The following is a 21,032-nucleotide window of genomic DNA, read 5'->3' as shown; positions in this document are numbered from 1 at the left end:
CTTCTCAACTGCCCTGTCGCACCCGTGTGTTCGCACTGTGCTGTGCCTGTGAGTCCGGCCGCCGGCCCGCTCCGGGGCGCTGCCGGGGCACGGCCGGGCCGAGGGCGGGCAGGTGCACGGTGAACACCGTGCGGCCGGGGACGCTGTCCACGGTCACGGCACCGCCGTGCGCGGCGGCCACGGCCTGCACGATCGCGAGCCCGAGACCCGTGGACCCGGTGGCGCGCGAGCGCGCGGAGTCCCCGCGGGCGAACCGCTCGAAGACGTGCGGGAGCAGCTCCGCCGGGATTCCCGGCCCGTTGTCCTCGACGTCCACGCACATCCACGGCCCCCGCCGCTGCACCCGCGCGGTGACCGTCGTACCGGGCGGGGTGTGGTTGCGGGCGTTGCCCAGCAGGTTGACCAGCACCTGCTGCAACCGGGCCGCGTCCGCCGGCACCGGCGCCGGCCCGTCGGGCAGGTCGAGCCGCCAGAGGTGGTCCATGCCGGCCGCGCGGGCGTCGCTGACGGTGTCCACGACGAGCGGGACGAGATCGGTCTGCTCGAACTGCAACGGCCGCCCGGCATCCAGCCGGGCGAGCAGCAGCAGGTCCTCCACCAGGAGGGTCATCCGCCCCGCCTCCGACTCGATCCGCCCGAGCGCGTGCCGGGTGTCGGGGCCCACCTGCTCCCGCCCGCGCCGGGTCAGCTCGGCGTACCCCCGGATGGAGGCGAGCGGCGTCCGCAGTTCGTGGCTGGCGTCGGCGACGAACTGCCGTACCCGCGTCTCGCTCCGCTGCCGGGCGTGCAGGGCGCCGTGGACGTGGTCCAGCATGCGGTTGAGCGCGGCACCGACCCGGCCGACCTCGGTGTGCGGATCGCACTCCGACTCCGGGACCCGCTCGCTGAGGTTCACCTCGCCGGTGTGCAACGGCAGTTCGGACACCCGGGTGGCGGTGGCGGCGACCTTGCGGAGGGGGCGGGTGGCGACGCCGACGAGCACATGGCCCGCGATGCCGGCGGCGACGAGACCGGCGGCGGTGACGCTGATCTCGACGAGGATCAGGGTGCTGATCGTGTTGCCGACCGTCTCGGTGGGCAGGGCGACGTAGTAGGTGCCCTCGGCTCCGGTGAACAACCGCGCCAGGTACTCGCCGAGGCCCGGGATGACGACGGTGTGCGTGCCCCGGGCGGGCACCTTGTTCAGGGCGGCCTTCTGCTCGTCGCTGAGGGCGACGACGTCGTTGCGCTGGAACGGGCCGTTGTCGGTGTCGGGGCGCCTGGCGATGACCGCCCGGGTGACCGTGCCGCCGGGCCCGACCTCGGCGGCGATGGTCTTCGGCTGCGTCGGCCCCTTGACGAAGCCGGTGAGCCGGTCCGCCGGCCCGGAGTCGTTCATGCCGCCGGGCTTCATGGGCCCGGACAGGCGCTTGCCGGCCTCCGTCACCTGCCTGTCCAGCTGTTCGTACAGGTGCGAGCGCAGCGCCAGCGTGGTGACCGTGCCGATCACGGCGCACACCACGGCGATCAGCGTCACGGACGCGACGACGAGCCGCGTCCGCAGCGTGCGCGGCTGTCCGGCCCGTCGCCTGCGCCGCCGCTGCGGACCCGGCAGGCGCCGTCCGCTCACGACGCGGCGGGCTTGATCAGGTAACCGGCCCCCCGCCGGGTGTGGATCATCGGCTCCCGCCCGGCGTCGATCTTCCGCCGCAGATAGGAGATGTACAGCTCGACCACATTGGCCTGCCCGCCGAAGTCGTACGACCACACGCGGTCCAGGATCTGCGCCTTGCTCAGCACCCGCCGGGGGTTGCGCATGAGGAAGCGCAGCAACTCGAACTCGGTGGCGGTCAGATGGATGTTCTCGCCGCCCCGCGACACCTCGTGGCTGTCCTCGTCCAGGGTCAGATCACCCACGACGAGCACGGAGTCGGACCGCCGGTCGGCGGCCCCGGACCGGCGGATCAGCCCGCGCAGCCGCGCGACGACCTCCTCGAGGCTGAACGGCTTGGTGACGTAGTCGTCCCCGCCGGCCGTGAGCCCGGCGATACGGTCCTCCACCGCGTCCTTGGCGGTGAGGAAGAGGACCGGCACATCGGGCAGGTCACGCCGCAGCCGGCCGAGGACGGTCAGCCCGTCCATGTCCGGCAGCATCATGTCGAGCACGACGGCGTCGGGCCGGAACTCACGGGCCGTCCGGATGGCCCCCTGCCCGTCGCCCGCGCTCCTGATCTGCCAGCCCTCGTAGCGAAGAGCCATGCTCAGCAGCTCGGTGATCGACATCTCGTCGTCCACCACCAGCACCCGGACGGGGCTCCCGTCCGGCCTCAGCAGTTCGGTGCGCCCCTGGGGCGAGGTCGTGGTCATGCTGGACACCTTGTCGGCGCCCTCTGAGAACACGCTTTCACGAATCTGTGATTTCCCTGAGAAACCCACAGGCGCCTCCCAGGGAACACACGGGTCAGAACAGCCCGTCCGGTTCCCTCCTGAACTCCCGCACGGGAAAGGCGCATCCGGCCGCCACCGACTCCGGCGGCAGCAGCTCCCAGCCGGTCATCAGCCGCGTGTCCAGCACGACGGCGCCGCGACCCCCGACCGCCAGATGCAGGTCGGGTCCGGCGACCGCGACCAGTTCACCGCTCACACCTGCGCCGGGCACGAGTGCGACCACCTCCCCGAACGCCTCCGGCCCCGCACCAAGCCCGAAGACCCCGACGTGGTCGACCACTTCACAGGGCTCGGGCCGCAGGGACTCCGGCCACCCGGCGAGCGCGACGGCCCGCGCGTGCAGCCCCCGCACCTCGGCGGCCCGCTCCGCCTCCGTCCCCGGCAGCGCCGACCGCACCGCCCGCTTCTCGGCGTACGGAATCCGGTCCGGCACCCGCAACGCGGCCCGCAACAGCTCCTCGGTGCGCCGGGCGGCCATCAGCGGACCGGTGCCGAGCCAGCTGAAGCAGACCGCGCCCTGCTCCAGCAGCCGCGCCGGACCCCGCTCGACGGCGGTGATGCCGACCTTCACCATGCCCGGCCCGAACCACGCCAGGTACACGCGGTACGGCCGTGGATCGTCGGCGATCGTGTCGGCGGCCACGGAGTGCGCCCGGTCCAGCCGCGCGCACTCCTCGCACCGGGCCCCCGTGCTCCGCCCCGGCACGGCGGCCCGCACCGGACAGGCATGCCCCCGCGCCCCCACGCACTCGCGCACGCCTCCCTCCGGCACCGCGAAGGCGACCCGCTTCCCCCGGGGCAGCGCACTGCGCCGCCCGCCGTCCCACTCCAGCACCGGACCACCTGCCGCCCACCGCAGTCCCGCGCACTTCCAGACCTGTGCCATCACTCGTGAGGGTAGGACGTGGGTCTGACAACGGCCCGAGGGCGACGGGTGGGGGTACGGTGAGCGAAGGCCCGAAGCCGCAACTTTGGTTTGCGGCTTCGGGCCTTCCTCCGTCACTCGGCTACGGCAGCACGTACACCGGCATCCCCCCGGCCCCCACTCCCGTCTGCCGCATGCAGCCCCGCTTGATCAGCATGCGCACGCAGTCGTGGACCCGGTCGAGCGTGAGCCCCGTCCGGTCCGCGATCTCCTCCAGCCGGCAGTGCACCGGCCCGCGTACCAGCGCCGGGGCCAGACAGGCGGCCACGGCGTGCACGTCCTCGGTGACGACGAGGTTCTTCGCCCGCCAGGTCGCGAGGAGCTGCTGAGGGGTCACCGCCGGACGGACGGGCCCGGGCGGCCGCAGCCGGTCCGCGACGAGGTCCAGCGTGTCGGCGATCCGTCCGAGGACGTCGTGCACCCCACCGACCCGGTCGACGAGAGCCCCGAGGTGGTCGTCGACGCGGCCGAGCCGGTCGTTGGTCCGGTCCAGCTGATCGGTGACCCGCCCCAGGTGCTCGTTGGTCCGGCGCATCTGCTCGATCCGCTCGATCTGCGCGACCGCCAGCTCCTCGTCCGCCCGGATGTTCCGCTCCTCCAGCCGGACGATCGCGTCGGCGACCTGCCGGGGCATGAGGTAGGCGGTGGCGCCGTCCGGGGCGGGTTGTACGGGGGCGGGGTCGAGGGAGTAGGAACCGTCTCGCTGGACGGTCTCGATGACCTCGCAAACCCACGCCTTGAAGGGGGCGCACTCGGGCTTGGTGCAGGCGTTGACGAGCTGGATGAGCCCCTTGAGATTCACCATCTTCATCGAGCGTTGGAGCCGGTGACCTGCAAGTTTGCGCAGGGTGTCTGCTGTACAGACGCCTTGTGCAATCTCACGCAGGGTGCTCTGCCAGTTTGCGGAGACGTGCATGCCCAGGGCCTGCCGCGTGTTCGCGTACCCCAGGTTGCCCGCCAGATCCGTCGCCGGGAACCAGTGCTCCCCGTCAGGCAGCGTCAGCCTCCGTACCCGCGCCCCCGTGGCCGCGAACACGAAGTCGTTGATGTCGATCGCGTCCCGCTTCGCTCCCGCCGGCTGCTCCGGCGGGGTGTCGTTCTGCTCGTTCACCGAGCATCACCTCCACCCCGGAAGCTAGGGTCGGCGATCGGCAACTGTCGTTCGAAGAAAGCCCGTTCACTCGATAGGGGACAGAGGGATCGATTCGGCAGGAATCGCACCCGGCGTCGGGACAAGCGCCTCGGCCGACCGCTTCCGCCCCCGCCCCGCCAGCCGGCATCCGACGCACCCCGGGTGCCCGTCCCGCGCCCGCGTGTCCCGGACCCGCATCCCCCATTGCTCGCGCGGCCGCACCCCGGGCGGCTTGCCCCAGCCGGACAGATGCAGGGCCCAGGTCACCAGGACGCTCACCGCCACCACGGCCAGCCCGGCGCCGGCCACGGAAAGGGAGGCCGTACACACGCCCAGCCCCACCACGGCGCTTCCCGCGGTCGCGATGGCGACGCCGGTCCAGCCGGCGATCGTGTGACCCTCGTCGTACAGACTCATGGAACCGCCTCCGGGGGACGAACCCAGTTCCCTCACGGGCTAAGGAATTTACACCCCGAATATCTCACGACCTAAGGGATTTTCACAGATGCACGGCACGCCGCGCCCGCCCGCCACTCCGACCCAGGCGCTGTCGGCGATGGACCACCTCATCGCCGCCCACCTCATCGGACAGCAGGAGCTGGCCCGGCGGCTGGGACTGAACGTCACCGACCTGACCTGCTTCGGCTTCGTCCTGGAGGCCGGCGACGACCTGCTGACGGCGGGCGACCTCGCGGCCCGCGCCCATGTCACCACCGGTGCGGTGACCGGCATCCTCAACCGCCTGGTACGCGCCGGCTACGTCACCCGCCGCCCCGACCCCTCCGACCGCCGCCGGGTCCGGGTGGCCGCCGTGCCGGACGCCGTCGCCCGCGTCGAGGCGGTGTACGCGGGCCACTACAAGCGCCTGACGGCCCTCTTCTCCGACTACTCCCCGGAGGAACTGGCGATCATCACCGACTGGTTCACCCGCGCCACGAGCCTGGCCCACGAATACCTGGAGAAGCTGAACCGCGACGACCCGGCCGAGGAGTGCTGACCGCGGAACCCGCCGAAGGGCGTGGCCCGTCAGGAGGTGACGACGGAGATGCCGTCCCCCAGCAGTTTCAGCCCGAGGACGAAGAACAGGACGGCCATCACGGCGACATTGTGCTGGGCGGCCCAGTCCTTCCAGTTCCCGAGCGTGGTCCTGGCCCGTCCCCCTCCGAGCAGGAAGACGCCGAGCGGGACCAGCAGGCCGAGCGTGGCGATCACGACGAAGACCGCCAGTGATGCGATCTGCTGCCCGACCGGAAGACCGGCCGAGCCGATGGCGGACCCCGCGGCGATGGTCAGCGGGGCGTTCTTCGCGTTGAGTGCGGCCAGGCCCGTGCCGAGTCCGAAGACCTTGACCGGTGTGAGACGGTCGACCGCGCCCATCCACTTCGGCAGCCTCGCCTGCGCGGGGTCCTTCGGGCGCCGCCGCCACTGCCGGGCACCGAAGCAGAGGAGGAGCAGCCCGAGAGCGAGCTTGAGCGCCCCGACCCAGGTGGCCGGGTGCTTGTGCGCGGAGGCACCCGCCGGGGACGCGATCGCCAGCATCACGGCGCCCAGTGCCGCGAGCCCGAGGATCCAGCCGGCGGTGAAGAGAATCCCGTTGAGACGTCCCCGGGGCGTGGCGAGGATGAGGATGAGGGCGATGACCGGAAGCGGGCTGACCGCGACGCCGGCCGCGAAACCCAGCACGTCACCGAGAACTGCGCCCATGGCTGCCTCCAGCTGAGGTCAGGGTGGCGTTCTTGTGCGCAAGGCCGCGCCGCGGCTCCACGGCCGCGTGGAGACGGCGGAGCCGAGACGGTGACGGCCCCGTGCCCGGCACGCACGCCCGGTCTCCATCTTCCTGCGCAGGGCTCGATCTGTCCTCGGCGACCGGGACGACTGCGAGGCACGAGCGAGCGAGCGGGTCCCTGTTCGGCAGGTCCACGAGGACCACCGCGTGGAGGAGGCGTTCGAAGAGGTGCCGGACCTCCCGGAGTTCCTCCCGCCCGGGCCTGAGGTCGATCGACTCCGAGCGAGGGAGGGAATACGTCGAAGGCCCCGGATCTCTCCGGGGCCTTCAATCCGTGTGCACTCGGCAGGATTCGAACCTGCAACCTTCTGATCCGTAGTCAGATGCTCTATCCGTTAAGCTACGAGTGCTTGTTCTTTTGTTTTGCCTCCGCTCCCGGCCCTTTCGGCCCGCTCGCGGCGACAGGAAGAACATTACATGACTGCCGCCGTCATGTGAAATCCGATCCGCGCACCCCTTGTGACCTGCGAAAACGCCGACGAGGGGTGCCGAGACGGCGGAGGCCGGTGAACGCCGAAGCCCCGGTCCTGGGGACCGGGGCTTCGGGATCGGGGCGGAGGCGGAGGGATTTGAACCCTCGATGGGCTTTAAGGCCCAAACCGCATTAGCAGTGCGGCGCCATAGACCGGACTAGGCGACGCCTCCAGCACAACCGCTCACGCGAGCGCGCGAGTGGTGCGTGCAGATGATGACACAGGCGAGCGCCGCGTCACCAATCGCCCCCCACGGTACTAGGCACCTGGGCCGCAGGGCAAAGGGCTATCCCTCCGGCGGGGCGGGCGGGCGAAGAGGCCGGGAGAGCTCCGGGCGCAACGTCCGGGGCGGGGGCGCGTTGGAAGGGGCATGGACTCTGTGCTGCCGGGCGCCGGGCGGCGCCTTCTGCTCGCGTCGCTCTCCGTCGCCGCTTCCCTCGTCCCCCTCACCGCCCTGCCCGCCGCCGCGGCCGGCGCCGTGCCGCCGCCGGACCGGCCGGAGGACCAGGGTGATCACCTCACCGTCGTCGTCCGGCACGCCGGGGCGGGGCGGGACGGGACGTACGAGGTGCGCTGCCATCCCGGCGCGGGCCGGCATCCGGACGTCGCCGGGGCCTGCCGGGTGCTCGACGAGCACACGCGGTGGGGGCGGGACCCCTTCGCGCCGGTCCCCGACGGCACCGCCTGCACCATGCTCTACGGGGGCCCGGCCACCGCCCGTGTCACCGGGACCTGGGCCGGACGCCCGGTGGACGCCTCGTACGACCGCGGTGACGGGTGCGAGATCGGGCGGTGGGACCGGATGGTCCCCCTGCTGCCGCGCATGGGCGGGCCGGCGTAGCGGGCGGTGGACGGACGCACCGGTTCCGTAAAGGTCCCGGGGAGGAGTCGGGGAGCCGGCGCATACGGTCACCCGTTCGCCGTCACTTCCTCGTGGGACCTCCCTCTCATCCGGCGCCGCGGGCGGGACCCGTGCGCTTAGACTCCCTCGCGTGACACGTCGCGGGCCGGTTGGCAAGATGGCCCGAGCGGTCGGCAAGGTGCGGTAACAGGGAGGAAGGCGTCTCGTGAGCAGCAGGCCATCCCGAGGCGCTGCTCGCCTCGCAGCCATACTCGACGCGCTGCCGGACGCGTTGGTCCTGGTCAACGCCAACGGAACCGTCGTCAACGCCAACACCATCGCGCTGGAGGCCTTCGAGACGCCCGGCACGGCTCTCGTGGGGCGCGGGCTGCTCGATCTGCTGCCCGAGTTCGACTCCCGGCTCATCCCGGGCTCCATGCGGCGGCCCGATCACATGGATCCCACGGGACGGACCAAACCGACCCGGATGGTCGCGCGGCGGACCGACGGGGCCGAGTTCCCGGTCGAGGTCACCAGCGCGAACCTGGAGAACGGGCAGCAGGCGTACGACGGTTACGGCTACACCGGCGACGAGCTGCTGATGATCGTGGTCCGGGACCTGTCCGGGACCGTGGACACCGAGGCGGAGCTGGCCCGGTCGCAGCGGCAGACCGAGATGATCCTGCGGGCGGCGGCGGAAGGTGTCGTGGGCACCGACACCGACGGACGGATCGTGCTGGTCAACCCGGCCGCCGCCCAGATACTGGGGTACCGGGCCGGTGAGCTGGGCGGCAAGGAGCTGCACACGCTGGTGCTGCACTCCCGCGCCGACGGCTCTCCCTTCCCGTACGACGAGTCGCCGCTCGCCGACACCCTGCGCTCCGGACGCAAGCACCGGGTGCGGGGGCAGGTGCTGTGGTCCAAGGGCGACCGGAAGGTGCCGGTCGACCTGACCACCGCGCCGGTCCGCGACGGCGACCAGCTCGTCGGCGCCGTGATGACCTTCACCGACCGGCGGCCGTACGACGCCCTGGTGGAGGAGAAGGCCGCGCTGGAGAAGGCGCACGCCGAGGAGCTGGAACGGCTCTCCGAGGAACACGCCTCCGACCTGACCGCGCTGCGCCAGCAGCACGTCGCCGAGGTCGAGGAGCTGCGCGAGAAGCACACGGAGGAGCTCGCGGCGGGCGAGGAGCGGTACGCGGCGCTCGCCGAGCGGGAGAAGGACCGGTACGAGGCCCTCGCCGGGCGGCACGAACAGCTGCTCACGCTGCTCGGGCAGTCGCTGCGCGGGCCGCTGGACGAGCTGCGCCGCGAGCTGTCCGCGCTCGCCGCCGACGACGCCGGGCAGCTGTGGCCCGAGGCCAACCAGGTGCTGCACCACCTCTCCGCCGGGTACTCGCGGATCACCACCCTCATCGACAACGTCCTCGGCTATCAGCGGCTGGACGCCGGCAGCGAGGACATCACCCGTACGAAGGTGATGCTGGACGCCGTCGTCGCCGCCGGTGTGGACGGTGCCGTCGAGCTCATCGGGCCGGGACGCGTGCAGTTCGCCGTCCACGCGCCGCCCATCGAGGCCGAGGTCGACCCGCAGCGGCTCGCCACCGCGCTGGCGCACCTGGTGGCGGACGTCGCCGGGGTCGACGCCACCGGCAACACGCCTGTCTCGGCGGGCGGTTACCTGGACAACACCGTCGTCGTGGCCGCAGCGCAGCGCGGCGAGGTCGCGCGGATCGAGGTGCGCGGCCCGTACGCCGGCGGGGACCCGGTGCACGAACCGATCGTGCGCGGGATCGTGCGGGCCCACGGCGGTGTGCTCCAGACGCACGAGGTGCCGGGCATGAGCGGCAGCGCGTACGTGCTCGAGGTACCGCTCGGCGGCGGGGCGGGCGCGGTCGCGGCGGGGGCGGCGACGGCCGCCGCGGCGCCGGTCGCGGTGCGGGTGCCCGACGGCGGTGAGGGCGGCACGGACGACGCCGGTGCGGCCGGGCAGGGTCCCGTCGGCGGCCGGCGGCGGGCCCGGCGGTCCTCCACGGACGCCTTCCTGGACAGTGACGTGGCCGACGCGGGCGACACCGGTGACCCGGAGGCGCCCGCGCCGACCGGACGGCGCCGGCGGCGTGCCGCCGCGCCGGCCGAGGACGGTGCCGCGCTCCCGGCCGAGGGCGCGGAGAGCGCGTCCGGTGGGACCGGGCGCCGCCGCGGCCGGCCCGCGGACAACGCCGAGGGAGTGTCCGAGGGGTCCGTGATGACCTCCGCCGAGCAGGGCGCGGGAGCCGCCGCCTCGGGTACGGGACTCGGTGGCACCGTGCCTCCGCAGGGCGTGCCCGTGCCGACGGGCCGACGTGCCCGCCGCGACTCGGGCGCCCCGCAGGCCGCGCTGCCTCCGGCGCTTCCGGCGGCGGGTGGCGAGCCGGGTGCGCGGGCGGTGCCGGCCGAGGGTGCATCCGTGGTGCCGGCACAGGGCGGCGAGGCGGTTCCGGCCGACGGTGCGCAGCCGACGGGACGGCGCCGACGGGCGCTGGCCGCGGCGGCGGAGCGGGCCGCGGCGGCGGAGCGGGCCGCGGCGCAGGAGGCGGGCGGTGCCCGCACGGTCTTCGCCCTGCCGCCGGCCGAGGCGGACCGGTCCCCGGACGGCCCGGGTCCGGAGGGCCACGCGGCCGACGCCATGGGTACGGGTGCGGGGAACGGTACGGGCCCGGGTGCCGGGGTCGCCGTGGCCGGCGGCCTAGTGGCTCCCGGTGCCGGTGTTCCGGTGCCTCCCGGTGCCGGGAACCAGGCGGCTCCCGCTGCGGGCGCCCCCGTCCCTCCGGATGCCGGGGGTCGAACGGCTCCGGGTGCCGGAGTTCCCGTCGCGCCTGCCGGCCCGCAAGCCGGTGTCCCCGCCGGTGCCCCGGTGGCTCCCGGTACTCCCGTCCCCGCCGGTGGCCCTGTGGCCCCCGTCGGCACGGCCCCCGTCCCCCCGGGTGCCGGTGCACCCGTGCCTCCGGGCGCCGTCGCCCCGGCCGCACCCGGTGCGGGTCCCGCCGCCGACGGGCCCGGTGTCGCCGGTCCGGTGGCCGGTGCGGGGCCGTTGCCCGGTCAGGTGCGGGTTCCCGCCCAGATGCCGGTGCCCGCGCAGGGCGTCGCCGGTGACGACGGCCGGCACGACGCCGTACCGCTCGACCAGGCCGAGGACCACACCCCGCCGCAGCCGCATCCCACCACCGCCCCGACCGGCCGGCGCCGCCGGGCCGTGGTCCAGCCCGCCGAGGCCGCCCAGGCGGTGGCGCCCGCGCCCGGGCAGACCCCGCCGCAGCCCCTTCCGGCACCGGCCGCTTCCGGCCAGGTCCCGCAGGGTACGGCCGTACCGCCGGCCCCCGGTCAGGGGGCCCCGGCGCACGGCGTTCCGGCGCAGGGCAGCCCCGTCCAGGCCGGTCCCGTCGCCCAGGCGCAGGGTGCCGTGCCCGCGGGCCCGGGCGCCCAGCCCGGTGCCGCCGCGCCGGCCCCGGGGACGCCGGGCCACTCCGCGCCCGCCGAGGCCACGCCCACCCACGGCACGCCGGTCCAGGGCGTGCCCGGCCCGGCCCCGCAGGGCCAGGGCACCGCCCCCCACCTCACTCCCGCCCAGTCGGGCGTCCCGGCCGCCGGTACGCCCGCGGCGTCCCCGGGTGCGCTGCCGCTGCCCGCCGAGGCCGGCACCGGTCAGGCGCCCGCCGGGGCGCAGGGGGCCCAAGCCGCCCCGGTGCCGCCCGGCGTCCCGCAGCAGTGGCCGGGCTCCGGGGACACCTCCGGTGCGGGAGTCCCCGGTCAGGCTCCGGGCACCCCTGCCGCCGGCGTCCCGCAGCAGTGGCCCGGCTCCGGGGACACCTCCGGCAGCGGGATCCCCGCCCCCGGCGCCCCGGCCGGTGGCCGGCCGCAGCGGGTCGCGATGCCGCTGCCCGCCGAAGCCGCCGGTGGCGGCCCCGTGGACCCGGACTCGACGCAGGGGCGGGCGATCAGCGTCCGTACGCTCGGGCAGGGCGTGCCGTTCGCGCGGCAGGCCGCCCAGGTGCAGCAGCCGACGGCGACCCCGCCGCCGCACGCGCCGGGCGGTTCGGGCCGGCGGCGCAAGCTGGGCACCCGCCCCGACCCGGCCCCCGCGGGCCAGGAGCAGCAGGACCAGGCGGCCCGGCCGCACCCGGCCGCCGAACCCGCGCCCGCGCACCCCGCGACGGCCGGGCAGCCGTCCCTCGGCGGCCAGAACCCGCTCGCCGGGCAGCCGTCCCCGGCACACCCCTCGCCCACCGCCCCGGCGCCCGTGCCGCAGCCCTCGCTCGGTGGGCAGGCGCGGCCGGCGCAGGGCACCGAGGGCGCCGGGCGGTCGTACGCCATAGGCGCACCGGGGCCCGACGCCGCCGAGGGGCCGGAGCCGCTGGACGGTCCGGGTGGGGCCGTGGAGGTGGCGGACACCCCGCGTCCGCAGCCGCTGGACGACGAGCTGCCCCCGGAGCCGCTGGACAACCCGCGCCGGCTGCTGGTGTGGCCCGCGCCGGACGTGACGACCCAGCAGGCGCTGAGCGACCGTGGCTACCGGCCGGTGATCGTGCACTCGCGCGAGGAGGTCGACGCCCAGATCGCGGCCTTCCCCGCCGCGCTGTTCGTGGACCCGCTGACCGGTCCGATCACACGGACGGCGTTGCAGTCGCTGCGGCAGGCCGCCGTGGCCGCCGAGGTGCCGGTACTGGTCACGGCCGGGCTCGGGCAGGCGACACGTGAGGCGGCGTACGGCGCCGATCCCGCCGTACTGCTGAAGGCGCTGGCTCCCCGGGACAGCGAGCAGCATCCGCCGCGGGTGCTGCTCATCGAGGAGCACGCGGAGATCGCGCTCGCGCTGACCGCGACGCTGGAGCGGCGCGGGATGCAGGTGGCGCGGGCCGCGAACGACAACGACGCGGTGACGCTCGCGGGGCAGTTCCGGCCGAACCTGGTGGTGATGGACCTGATGCAGGTGCACCGCCGGCGGGCCGGGATCGTGGACTGGCTGCGCGCGAACGGGCAGCTGAACCGCACCCCGCTGGTCGTCTACACCGCCGCCGTCGACCCGGCGGACCTGCCCCGCCTGGCCTCCGGCGAGACCGTGCTGTTCCTCGCCGAGCGGTCGACCAGCGGTGAGGTGCAGTCACGGATCGTGGACCTGCTGGCCCGCATCGGCACGAACTAGGGCCTTTCGTCGGCCCTAGCACCCCGTCACCGACGAGGGTCCGCGGGCCGTCTCCTTCCGGGGAGGCGGCCCGCGGGGGTCTTCAGAGCCGGGTGACGTCCAGCCGCCCGTCCGCGTACTGCCGCCGCAGCACCTTCTTGTCGAACTTGCCGACGCTCGTCTTCGGCACCGACTCCACGACCGTCCAGCGCTCGGGGAGCTGCCACTTGGCGATGTGGGCCTCCTCCAGGAGGAAGGCGCGCAGGGTCTCGAAGCCGGCGGTCGCGCCCGGCCGCAGGACGACCGTGGCCAGCGGGCGCTCGCCCCACTTGTCGTCCGGTACGGCGACCACGGCTGCCTCGGCGACGTCCGGGTGGGACATCAGCGCGTTCTCCAGCTCGACGGAGGAGATCCATTCGCCACCCGACTTGATGACGTCCTTGGCTCGGTCGGTGAGGGTGAGGAAGCCGTCGGGGGAGATGGTGCCGACGTCTCCCGTCTTCAGCCAGCCGTCCTCGCTGAACTTGTCGGCGGGGCGCAGGGGTTCGGCGCCGGGGCCGTTGTAGTAGGCGCCCGCGATCCAGGGGCCGCGCACCTCCAGCTCGCCCGCCGACGCGCCGTCCCAGGGCAGGCGTTCGCCGCCGGGGCCGGTGAGGCGGGCCTCGACGCCGGCCGGGAAGCGGCCCTGGGTGAGGCGGTAGGCGAACTCCTCGTCGGTGCCCGCCGCGTGGGCCGGCGGGCGGGCGACCGTGCCGAGCGGGGAGGTCTCCGTCATGCCCCAGGCGTGGCAGACCCGCATGCCGAGTTCGTCGAAGGCCGCCATCAGGGAGGGCGGACAGGCCGAGCCGCCGATGGTGACCTGGGTGAGGGAGGAGACGTCACGCGGTGTGGCGTGCAGCTCGCCGAGGAGGCCCTGCCAGATGGTGGGGACGGCCGCCGCGTGGGTGGGCCGTTCGCGTTCGATCATCTCGGCGAGCGGGGCGGGCTGCAGGAAGCGGTCCGGCATCAGCATGTTGACGCCGGTCATGAAGGTGGCGTGCGGCAGGCCCCAGGCGTTGACGTGGAACTGCGGGACGACCACGAGGGAGGTGTCCTGGTCGGTCAGGCCCATCGACTGGGTCATGTTGACCTGCATGGAGTGCAGGTAGATGGAACGGTGGCTGTAGACCACGCCCTTGGGGTCGCCGGTCGTGCCGGAGGTGTAGCACATGGCGGCGGCCCGGCGTTCGTCCAGCTCGGGCCAGTCGTAGCCGGCCGGCCGGCCGGCGAGCAGTTCCTCGTACTCGTGCACCCGGGCGGTGACGTCCCGGAGCGGGGCGCGGTCGCCGGGTCCGGACACGACGATGTGCTCGACGGTGGGCAGCCTGGGCAGCAGCGGCGCGAGCAGCGGGATCAGGGAGCCGTTGACGAGGACGACCTTGTCGGCCGCGTGGTTGACGATCCACACCAACTGGTCGGCGGGCAGCCGCAGGTTGAGGGTGTGCAGCACCGCGCCCATGGACGGGATCGCGAAGTACGCCTCGACGTGCTCGGAGTTGTTCCACATGAGCGTGGCGACCCGGTCGTCGCCGGTCACGCCCAGCTCGTCCCGCAGGGCGTGCGCCAGCTGGGCGGCGCGGGACCCGATCTCGGCGAAGGTGCGCCGGTGGGGCTCGGGTTCCCCGGTCCAGGTGGTCACCCGCGACGAGCCGTGGACCGTCGACCCGTGGGTCAGGATCCTGGAGATCAGCAGCGGTACGTCCTGCATGGTGGCCAGCACGGCGTTCCTCCCGGGCGACATTGCCTACGCGGTAGTAGGGGGGTGCGCTGATTCTGCGCACATACCGCGCGGTATGTCACTAGGGGGTGGGTCACTGGGCGCAGGAAAATCCCGGCCGGGGGCGGAGGAGCCCGGCAGGATCCGAGCGCAAGACCCTAGCGGGCCAGCTCCAGTTCGGGGTCCTCGCGCAGCTTGCCCAGCGCGCGGGACACCGCCGACTTCACCGTGCCCACCGACACGCCGAGCACCTCGGCGGTCTGGGCCTCGCTGAGGTCCTCGTAGTACCGCAGGACCACCATCGCCCGCTGACGGGCCGGCAGCCGCAGCACCGCCCGCCACATGGCGTCGCGCAGGGCCTGCCGCTCGGCCGGGTCGTCGCCGCCGGGCACGGGCTCCGGCTCGGGCAGCTCGTCGCAGGAGAACTCGTCCACTCTGCGCTTGCGCCACTGCGAGGTACGGGTGTTCACCAGTGCCCGGCGCACATAGCCGTCGAGCGCCCGCTGGTCCTCGATCCGCTCCCAGGCGACGTAGGTCTTGGCGAGCGCGGTCTGCAGCAGGTCCTCGGCGTCGCTCGGGTTCGCGGTCAGCGAGCGCGCGGTGCGCAGCAGGACCGGCTGACGGGCCCGCACGTACGAGGCGAACGACGGGTAGGCGGGCGTCTGCCGCCCGGGTGCGGCGGCGGCCGAGGCGCTGGTGCAGACGGGTGTGGTCATGGCTCCACGCTAGGAGGGCGGCCCGGGGCGCGGATCGGCCGCAGGTCCCGAAGGCGAGTCCCCCTCAGGTTGTAGGGGTGGGGCTGCCTCCACCTCCTGAAGGTGGAGTGCGGGTGTGACCCGTCTGCGGGTACGACCCCGAGGAGATCGCCCGTCCGCCGTCAGGACCAGGCCGGACGCCGGCACCCCGGTACCGGCCCTCACCGGGGTGCGGGCCGCCCCGGGCCCTGGTGCACGACCGTTCCCCGCAGCCGGCGGACCGACTCGGCGACGCCGTTCAACCGCGCGGGTACGCCCCCGAGCCGGCCCCGCAGGGGCGTGGGAAACGCCGGCGCGGCGGCACCGAGGCACCGCCGCGCCGACGTCTCGCGACCCCGAAGCACACCCCACGAGGGCCCACCTCACGAGAGCCCTCGCCCCCGGCTCACCAGAGCGGGGTGAAGTGGACGTGGACGTTCTCGTCGCCCTGCCGGACGGCCGTGAACGCGGAGCCGTTGACCTGGGCGGTGTTGCTCCGGTTCGAGGCACCGGAGCCGGCCGCGTTCTGGTTCGTGGTGGACGAGTTGCCGCTGTTGTCGTCACCGACCCCGCTGCCGAGAACCGCCGCCACGCCCGAGTTCGATCCGTCGTCCGCGAGGGCGCCGTTGTCCGCCGTCGCGACGCCGGCGAAGAGGGCGGCCGCGAGCGGGAGAGCGGAGACGGCGGCGAGAACGCGGGCGGTACGGATGCTTGCCATGTGTTCCTCCAGAATCAATCACTCTGCGGCCCTGGGGCCGCGAGCGCGTGAACCATCGGCTGTCGCCGGGGCGGTTGGCCGACCGCCCCGGCTGTCGTGGACGACGTCGCGCCTCCACAGTTGCCCACCGGGGCTTCGGAGAACCGTGCGGGAAGCCGCGATTCGCACGCAAGCGTGATGACAAGTCGATAAACCCTCATCGCCGCTTTTCCGTGCATCCACTCCCAGACCACTCTCTACGTCTTATCCCGACCTCAAGCGACATAAGGGGTGAATCGTTCCGGCGTTCTTCCGGGCCCCTCCGCCTGGTACCGGCGCGTCACCCTGTCCCGCCCTTCCCATTTTCGAACGCGTGTACGAACATAGAAGCATGGCCACCATCGACCGGCAGGCCACGACGCTGGCCCTCGCGCACGCCCTGTCAGCCGCCGAACGCGGACTGGCCGTGATCCCCCTGTCCCGGACGAAGCTCCCGGCCCTGCGCTCCCCGCACCGCGAGGACCCGGCCCCGGCGGGGCGGCCCTGCCACGGTGGGTGCGGCCGCTTCGGCCACGGCGTGTACGACGCCTCCACCGACCCCGGCCGCATCCGCGAGCTCTTCGCCGCCGCGCCCTGGGCCACCGGCTACGGCATCGCCTGCGGGCTGCCCCCGTACCACCTGATCGGCGTCGACCTGGACACCAAGTCCGGCACGGACTCCTCGGCCGCCCTGAGGGAACTGGCCCTGCGCCATCTGTTCACGATCCCGGAGACGGTCGTCGTCCGCACCCCCAGCGGCGGCCGCCACCTCTGGCTGACCGGCCCGCCCGACACCGTCGTGCCGAACTCGGCCGGCCGGCTCGCCCCCGGCATCGACATCCGGGGCGCCGGCGGCTATCTCGTCGGCCCCGGCTCCCGCACCGACCACGGCGTCTACACGGCCGTGCCCGGCACGGCCGACCTCGCCCCGGCCGCCTGCCCGCCGTCCCTCCTGCGGCTCCTCCTCCCCCCGCCCCGCGCGCCGCACCCCACCCGCCCGGCCATGGGAGGCCACGGCCAGGGACTCGTCCAGTTCGTGCTCGCGGCGCACGAGGGACAGCGCAACACCCGCCTGTTCTGGGCGGCCTGCCGCGCCTACGAGAACGGTCTCGGACCCGCCCTGACGGACCCCCTCGTGGCCGCCGCCCGCGACACCGGCCTGACCGAACGCGAGGCCCGCGCCACGATCGCGTCGGCGGCCCGGCTGACGGGACACCTGCCGTGAGGGCCGGACGCCGACGGCCGGACGGGGCCGCCATGGGGTGACCTCCCAGCCTGGCCGGCCGTGCCCTTCCCGTGCCCGGCCGGATGGGAACCAGCGGGCGCCGAGGGGTGTCGCGCATGACGACGGCCCCTGACCGCGGTGCTGGTCAGGGGCCGTTCTCCCGTGCGGTGGGTGTGGGATTTGAACCCACGGTGACTCGCGCCACGACGGTTTTCAAGACCGTTCCCTTAGGCCGCTCGGGCAACCCACCTTGACCCCTGCCCACCTGGGGCGGAGCGGGTACAGCGTACCGGGATCGGGCGCCGTGCGGGTGCTGTGGTCCCCACGGGGTCCACTGTCCCTGGCTCGACCCACGATCACTGTGGAGCGATCAGCCGAGGTAGGGCCGCTCACGGTGCTCCATGAAGTGCCGGATCCGGAGCCGCTGCGTGTGGTGCATCGGCAGCTGATCGATCTCCTCCGGCTGGACGAACCGAAGCTCCGTTGACTCGTCCGAGATTGCGAGCCGGCCCCCGACCACGCGGGCGGTTGTGGTGGCATGGGTGCGCACCTCGATGTCAGGTATCCCGGCAAGCGGGCGGTAGTGCATAAGGGCGAGTCGGCAACGGGACTCGATCCCGTGGCCGAACCTCTCCTCCGCGCCGCGGAGGGCGTGCGGTTCCCTGACGCCCGTCGCTCGCCGCCCATGTCGCGATCGGCGGGCGCACACAAAAGAGACCGGACCACCCCTCAGCCTGGACAGCGAACCGAGGTGGTCCGGTCGGGGAATCCCTGGTCAGGACCCCGGTGCCGATGGCACCCGGGGGGCGGCGTGCCCGAACGCGGGTGCGGCTGCAACCCCCTTGACCCGACGTGAAGTTACGGTTTTCAAGACCGTTCCCTTAGGCCGCTCGGGCAACCCATTCACCCCTGCCCACCTGGGGCAGAGCGTCGTTCGTCCGCGGCTCACGCCGGTTCGGCGTCAGCCTGCTGGCGTGCCGGCCACACCCTTTCCCACGTGGACTTCATCGGAGCGGGGCCCCTCACGGCGTGAGGACGACCTTCTCGCAGTGGTCCTTCTTGTTCTTGAACAGGTCGTAGCCGGTCGGTGCCTCGGTCAGGGGCAGTCGGTGGGTGATGATCCGGGTGGGGTCGATCTTGCCCTGCTCGATCATGCCCAGCAGCGGCTTCATGTACTTGTGCACGTGGCACTGCCCGGTGCGCAGGGTCAGGGACCTGTTCATCCAGGCACCCGCCGGGAACTTGTCGATCAGCCCGCCGTAGACGCCGATGACCGACACGACGCCGCCGCTGCGGCAGGACATGATGGCCTGGCGCAGGGCGTGCGGCCGGTCCGTCTCGGAGCGGACCGCCTGCTTGGCGCGGTCGTAGAGGTGGACGTGGGAGGCGCCGTGGGTGGCCTCCAGGCCGACCGCGTCGATGCACTTGTCGGGGCCCCGGCCGCCGGTGAGCTCGAGCAGGGCCGAGCGTACGTCGGTGTCCTCGAAGTTGATGGTGGTGTAGCCCTGGGAGGCGGCCATGTCGAGCCGGTAGGTCTCCTTGTCGATCGCGATGACCTTCTCCGCGCCCAGGACCCGGGCACTGTCCATGGCGAACTGGCCGACCGGACCGGCGCCCCAGACGGCGACGACGTCGCCTTCCTGGATGTCGCACATGTCGGCACCCATGAACCCGGTCGGCAGGATGTCGGACAGGAACAGCACCTGCTCGTCCGTGAGGTCCGACTCGATCTTGAGGGCGTTGGCGTCGGCGAGCACCACGCGGGCGTACTCGGCCTGACCGCCGGCGAAGCCGCCGGTGAGGTGGGAGTAGCCGTAGATGCCGGCGGTGGGGTGGCCGAACAGCTTCTCCGAGATGCCGGCGTTGGGGTTGGTGTTCTCGCAGCAGGAGTACAGCTCCGCGCGACAGGACGCGCAGGCGCCGCAGGCGATGGGGAACGGCACGACGACCCGGTCCCCGACGCGCAGTGTGCCGTCGCTGATGCCGGAGCCGACCTCGACGACCTCCCCCATGAACTCGTGGCCCATGATGTCGCCCTTTTGCATGGTGGGGACGTAGCCGTCGAGCAGGTGGAGGTCGGAGCCGCAGATCGCCGTCGAGGTGATCTTCACGATGGCGTCGCGGCTGTTCATGATCGAGGGATCGGGGACGTCCTGCACCTCGACCGAGTTGCGTCCCGTCCAGCAGTTCGCCTTCATGCGAGGGCCTCCTTCAGCTCTTCCTCGGTCAGCGGTCGCGCCGGGTGCTGCGGGAACTCGCCGCGGGCCCGCTTGCCGCCGGGTGCGCCCTCGGAGCGGACGACCTCGCCGGTCTCCACGATCTGCTTGAAGCGGCGCAGGTCGTCGTCCAGCTGCTGGTGCGGTTCCTCCCCGAAGTAGCGCGCCGCGGCCTGGCCCAGCGCCCCGCCGGGCAGGTCGTAGCGCAGGGTCACCCGGATCTCCGTGCCCCGGCCGCCGGGGGCGGGCTCGAAGCGGACCTCGCCGGAGTTGTCGATGTCGGCGCCGTCCACCGACCGCCAGGCGATCAGCCGGCCGGCGACTTCCTGCGTGGTCTCGGCGTCCCATTCGACCGTCTTGCCGAACGGCGCGCTGGCCCGCCAGTGACTGGTGCGCGGCCCGGTGACGCGCACCTCCTCCAGGTGCGCCATGAAGTCTGGCAGCCGCTCCAGGTCCCTCCAGAGGGCGTAGACCTCGTCCGGGGGCCGGCCGACGGTGGTGGTCGCGGTCAGTTCCATGGGGGTGCTCCTACGGGTGCGGGTCACGGCCGCGTAGACGTCGGTGACCGTGAGGGCGGTGACCGCGGCGGTCGCGGCGACGGTGCGCCCCACGCCGCGGCCGTTGTGGTTCCTCAGGGCGCGGGTCAGCATCGTCAGGTCCATGAGGTCGCCGCCGACGCGGCCCCAGAGCCAGGCGGGGTGCGGTCGCCCCAGCAGCCCGGACGCCGCCGCCAGCTCGCGCACGCCGACGGCGGTCGTCGCCGAGCGGTGCCGGACGGCGTCACCGACGCCCAGGGCCCGGGCGAAGCCGGCCGGGGCGACGACCTGGGGCACGCCGAGGAGCGCGCTGGCCCAGCCGAGGCCGCGGACGAGCGGATCGTGCTGGAGGCGGGAGGTGGAACGGGTGTCTGTCTTCATGAGTGCTCCCCACGTGCGGTGAGGTGAACGGAAGGCGGGCCGCTCGGGCGAGGTGAGAGGTGCGGAGTGGACAACGGCGGAGTTTCCGCGTGGCCCGCATCCAATCCTCGGCTTCCGTCACCCACCGGCGCCGCGGTGGTGAGCCGGACACGGTCGATCGCCGCTGCCAGGTACAGGAGCGCAGGCGGCGGCTGCCGTCCGACCCCGGCCGGAGCCGGGGTCGGACGCCGTTGGTCGGCCGGCCCGGTCTTGGGAGGGCAGGCGGGCGGCGGCCCTGTGCTCCCTACTTCTTGTGGCCGTTGCCGTGTCCGTCGGGGTGCAGGACGACCTTGGTCCAGCCCTCGTCACGGGCGTCGAAGTGCTCGTAGGCGGTGGGGGCCTCGTCCAGGCCGAGCTCGTGGGAGACGACGAAACTCGGCTTGGCCTTCCCGCCGGCGATCAGGTCCCGCAACGCCCGGTTGTACTTCTTCACCGGCGCCTGACCCGTCCCCATCTGCTGGCCCTTGAACCACATCATCCCGAAGTCGATCGGCACCTTGCCCTGGGCCTCCAGCTCACCCTGGGCTTCCTCGCCGCCCGGATCCTGCGGCAGGAACACACCCACCACGCCGATGTGACCGGTGAACCGGACCGAGTCGATCAGCCCGTTGAGCGTGAGACTGGCGTCCTCGTGCCCCTGGGGATCGTGTGCCTGATAGCCGAC

At 73.5% G+C, this 21,032-nt stretch carries 15 protein-coding genes, 3 tRNA genes and 3 pseudogenes; 4 read left to right on the top strand and 17 right to left on the bottom strand.

What is annotated here, in order from left to right; translation table 11 throughout:
• Positions 1–4 precede the first annotated feature (4 nt).
• From AB0946_RS33600 to AB0946_RS33580, 5 genes are all read right to left on the bottom strand, one after another.
• Complete coding sequence (locus AB0946_RS33600) at positions 5–1,609, bottom strand: HAMP domain-containing sensor histidine kinase (protein WP_366764470.1); 1,605 nt, start codon at positions 1,607–1,609, stop codon at positions 5–7.
• Positions 1,606–2,346, bottom strand: a complete 741-nt coding sequence (locus tag AB0946_RS33595) for a response regulator transcription factor (RefSeq protein WP_366764468.1) — start codon at positions 2,344–2,346, stop codon at positions 1,606–1,608. The genes AB0946_RS33600 and AB0946_RS33595 overlap by 4 nt, the downstream gene beginning before the upstream one ends.
• Positions 2,347–2,440: 94 nt before the next feature.
• A complete protein-coding gene (locus AB0946_RS33590) occupies positions 2,441–3,313 on the bottom strand; it encodes a DUF2797 domain-containing protein (RefSeq protein ID WP_366764467.1) in 873 nt (290 codons plus the stop codon).
• Between the two features lie 121 nt (positions 3,314–3,434).
• On the bottom strand, positions 3,435–4,463 hold the full coding sequence (locus AB0946_RS33585; RefSeq protein ID WP_366764466.1) for a Bro-N domain-containing protein: 1,029 nt from the start codon (positions 4,461–4,463) through the stop codon (positions 3,435–3,437).
• A gap of 66 nt (positions 4,464–4,529) precedes the next feature.
• Entirely contained in the window at positions 4,530–4,901 is a 372-nt protein-coding gene (locus AB0946_RS33580; protein WP_366764465.1) for an HGxxPAAW family protein, read from the bottom strand.
• Between the two features lie 88 nt (positions 4,902–4,989).
• Here AB0946_RS33580 and AB0946_RS33575 point away from each other — a divergent pair, with 88 nt between their 5' ends.
• Positions 4,990–5,481 (top strand): MarR family transcriptional regulator, encoded by a 492-nt coding sequence (locus AB0946_RS33575; protein ID WP_366764464.1) that lies wholly within the window; start codon positions 4,990–4,992, stop codon positions 5,479–5,481.
• A gap of 29 nt (positions 5,482–5,510) precedes the next feature.
• Here the strand turns inward: AB0946_RS33575 and AB0946_RS33570 are convergent, their stop codons facing one another.
• The 3 genes from AB0946_RS33570 to AB0946_RS33560 form a co-directional block, all read right to left on the bottom strand.
• Positions 5,511–6,188, bottom strand: coding sequence for a GAP family protein (locus AB0946_RS33570; RefSeq protein ID WP_366764463.1), 678 nt, complete (start codon positions 6,186–6,188; stop codon positions 5,511–5,513).
• 359 nt (positions 6,189–6,547) lie between these two features.
• Positions 6,548–6,620, bottom strand: a tRNA-Arg gene (locus tag AB0946_RS33565).
• A gap of 204 nt (positions 6,621–6,824) precedes the next feature.
• Positions 6,825–6,915: transfer RNA gene (locus AB0946_RS33560), tRNA-Ser, on the bottom strand.
• Positions 6,916–7,113: 198 nt separating this feature from the next.
• On the opposite strand from AB0946_RS33560, the gene AB0946_RS33555 reads away from it, so the two are divergent.
• A complete protein-coding gene (locus tag AB0946_RS33555) occupies positions 7,114–7,584 on the top strand; it encodes an SSI family serine proteinase inhibitor (protein ID WP_366764462.1) in 471 nt (156 codons plus the stop codon).
• Positions 7,585–7,810: 226 nt separating this feature from the next.
• The gene (locus tag AB0946_RS33550) at positions 7,811–12,766 is read left to right on the top strand and encodes a PAS domain-containing protein (protein ID WP_366764461.1); all 4,956 of its coding nucleotides are present in this window, start codon (positions 7,811–7,813) and stop codon (positions 12,764–12,766) included.
• A gap of 82 nt (positions 12,767–12,848) precedes the next feature.
• On the opposite strand, the gene AB0946_RS33545 is transcribed toward AB0946_RS33550, so the two are convergent.
• The 3 genes from AB0946_RS33545 to AB0946_RS33535 form a co-directional block, all read right to left on the bottom strand.
• Positions 12,849–14,504 carry a long-chain fatty acid--CoA ligase gene (locus AB0946_RS33545; RefSeq protein WP_366764539.1) on the bottom strand — a complete coding sequence of 552 codons (1,656 nt, stop codon included), beginning with the start codon at positions 14,502–14,504 and terminating at the stop codon, positions 12,849–12,851.
• Between the two features lie 155 nt (positions 14,505–14,659).
• Entirely contained in the window at positions 14,660–15,217 is a 558-nt protein-coding gene (locus AB0946_RS33540; protein ID WP_366764460.1) for a SigE family RNA polymerase sigma factor, read from the bottom strand.
• Positions 15,218–15,641: 424 nt separating this feature from the next.
• Complete coding sequence (locus AB0946_RS33535) at positions 15,642–15,953, bottom strand: hypothetical protein (protein WP_366764459.1); 312 nt, start codon at positions 15,951–15,953, stop codon at positions 15,642–15,644.
• A 370-nt stretch (positions 15,954–16,323) separates the two neighbouring features.
• On the opposite strand from AB0946_RS33535, the gene AB0946_RS33530 reads away from it, so the two are divergent.
• The gene (locus AB0946_RS33530; protein WP_366764457.1) at positions 16,324–17,196 is read left to right on the top strand and encodes a bifunctional DNA primase/polymerase; all 873 of its coding nucleotides are present in this window, start codon (positions 16,324–16,326) and stop codon (positions 17,194–17,196) included.
• 165 nt (positions 17,197–17,361) lie between these two features.
• On the opposite strand, the gene AB0946_RS33525 is transcribed toward AB0946_RS33530, so the two are convergent.
• From AB0946_RS33525 to AB0946_RS33500, 6 genes and pseudogenes are all read right to left on the bottom strand, one after another.
• Positions 17,362–17,446: transfer RNA gene (locus AB0946_RS33525), tRNA-Ser, on the bottom strand.
• A gap of 120 nt (positions 17,447–17,566) precedes the next feature.
• Positions 17,567–17,725: pseudogene (locus AB0946_RS33520) on the bottom strand (DNA mismatch repair protein MutT); the annotation flags it as partial.
• Positions 17,726–17,842: pseudogene (locus AB0946_RS33515) on the bottom strand (XRE family transcriptional regulator); the annotation flags it as partial.
• 376 nt (positions 17,843–18,218) lie between these two features.
• Positions 18,219–19,394 carry a zinc-dependent alcohol dehydrogenase gene (locus tag AB0946_RS33510; RefSeq protein WP_366764456.1) on the bottom strand — a complete coding sequence of 392 codons (1,176 nt, stop codon included), beginning with the start codon at positions 19,392–19,394 and terminating at the stop codon, positions 18,219–18,221.
• Positions 19,391–20,329: an SRPBCC family protein gene (locus tag AB0946_RS33505; protein WP_366764455.1), complete on the bottom strand. Its 939-nt coding sequence runs from the start codon at positions 20,327–20,329 to the stop codon at positions 19,391–19,393. Before AB0946_RS33505 ends, AB0946_RS33510 begins: the two co-directional genes overlap by 4 nt.
• A 283-nt stretch (positions 20,330–20,612) precedes the next feature.
• A pseudogene (locus tag AB0946_RS33500) lies at positions 20,613–21,032 on the bottom strand (aldehyde dehydrogenase); the annotation flags it as partial.

Source organism: Streptomyces sp. NPDC046870 (genome assembly GCF_040704595.1).
Taxonomy (GTDB): Bacteria; Actinomycetota; Actinomycetes; order Streptomycetales; family Streptomycetaceae; genus Streptomyces; species Streptomyces argyrophylli.
Note: the sequence above shows the minus strand (reverse complement) of the source record. Positions and strands in the feature narration are given on the sequence as shown.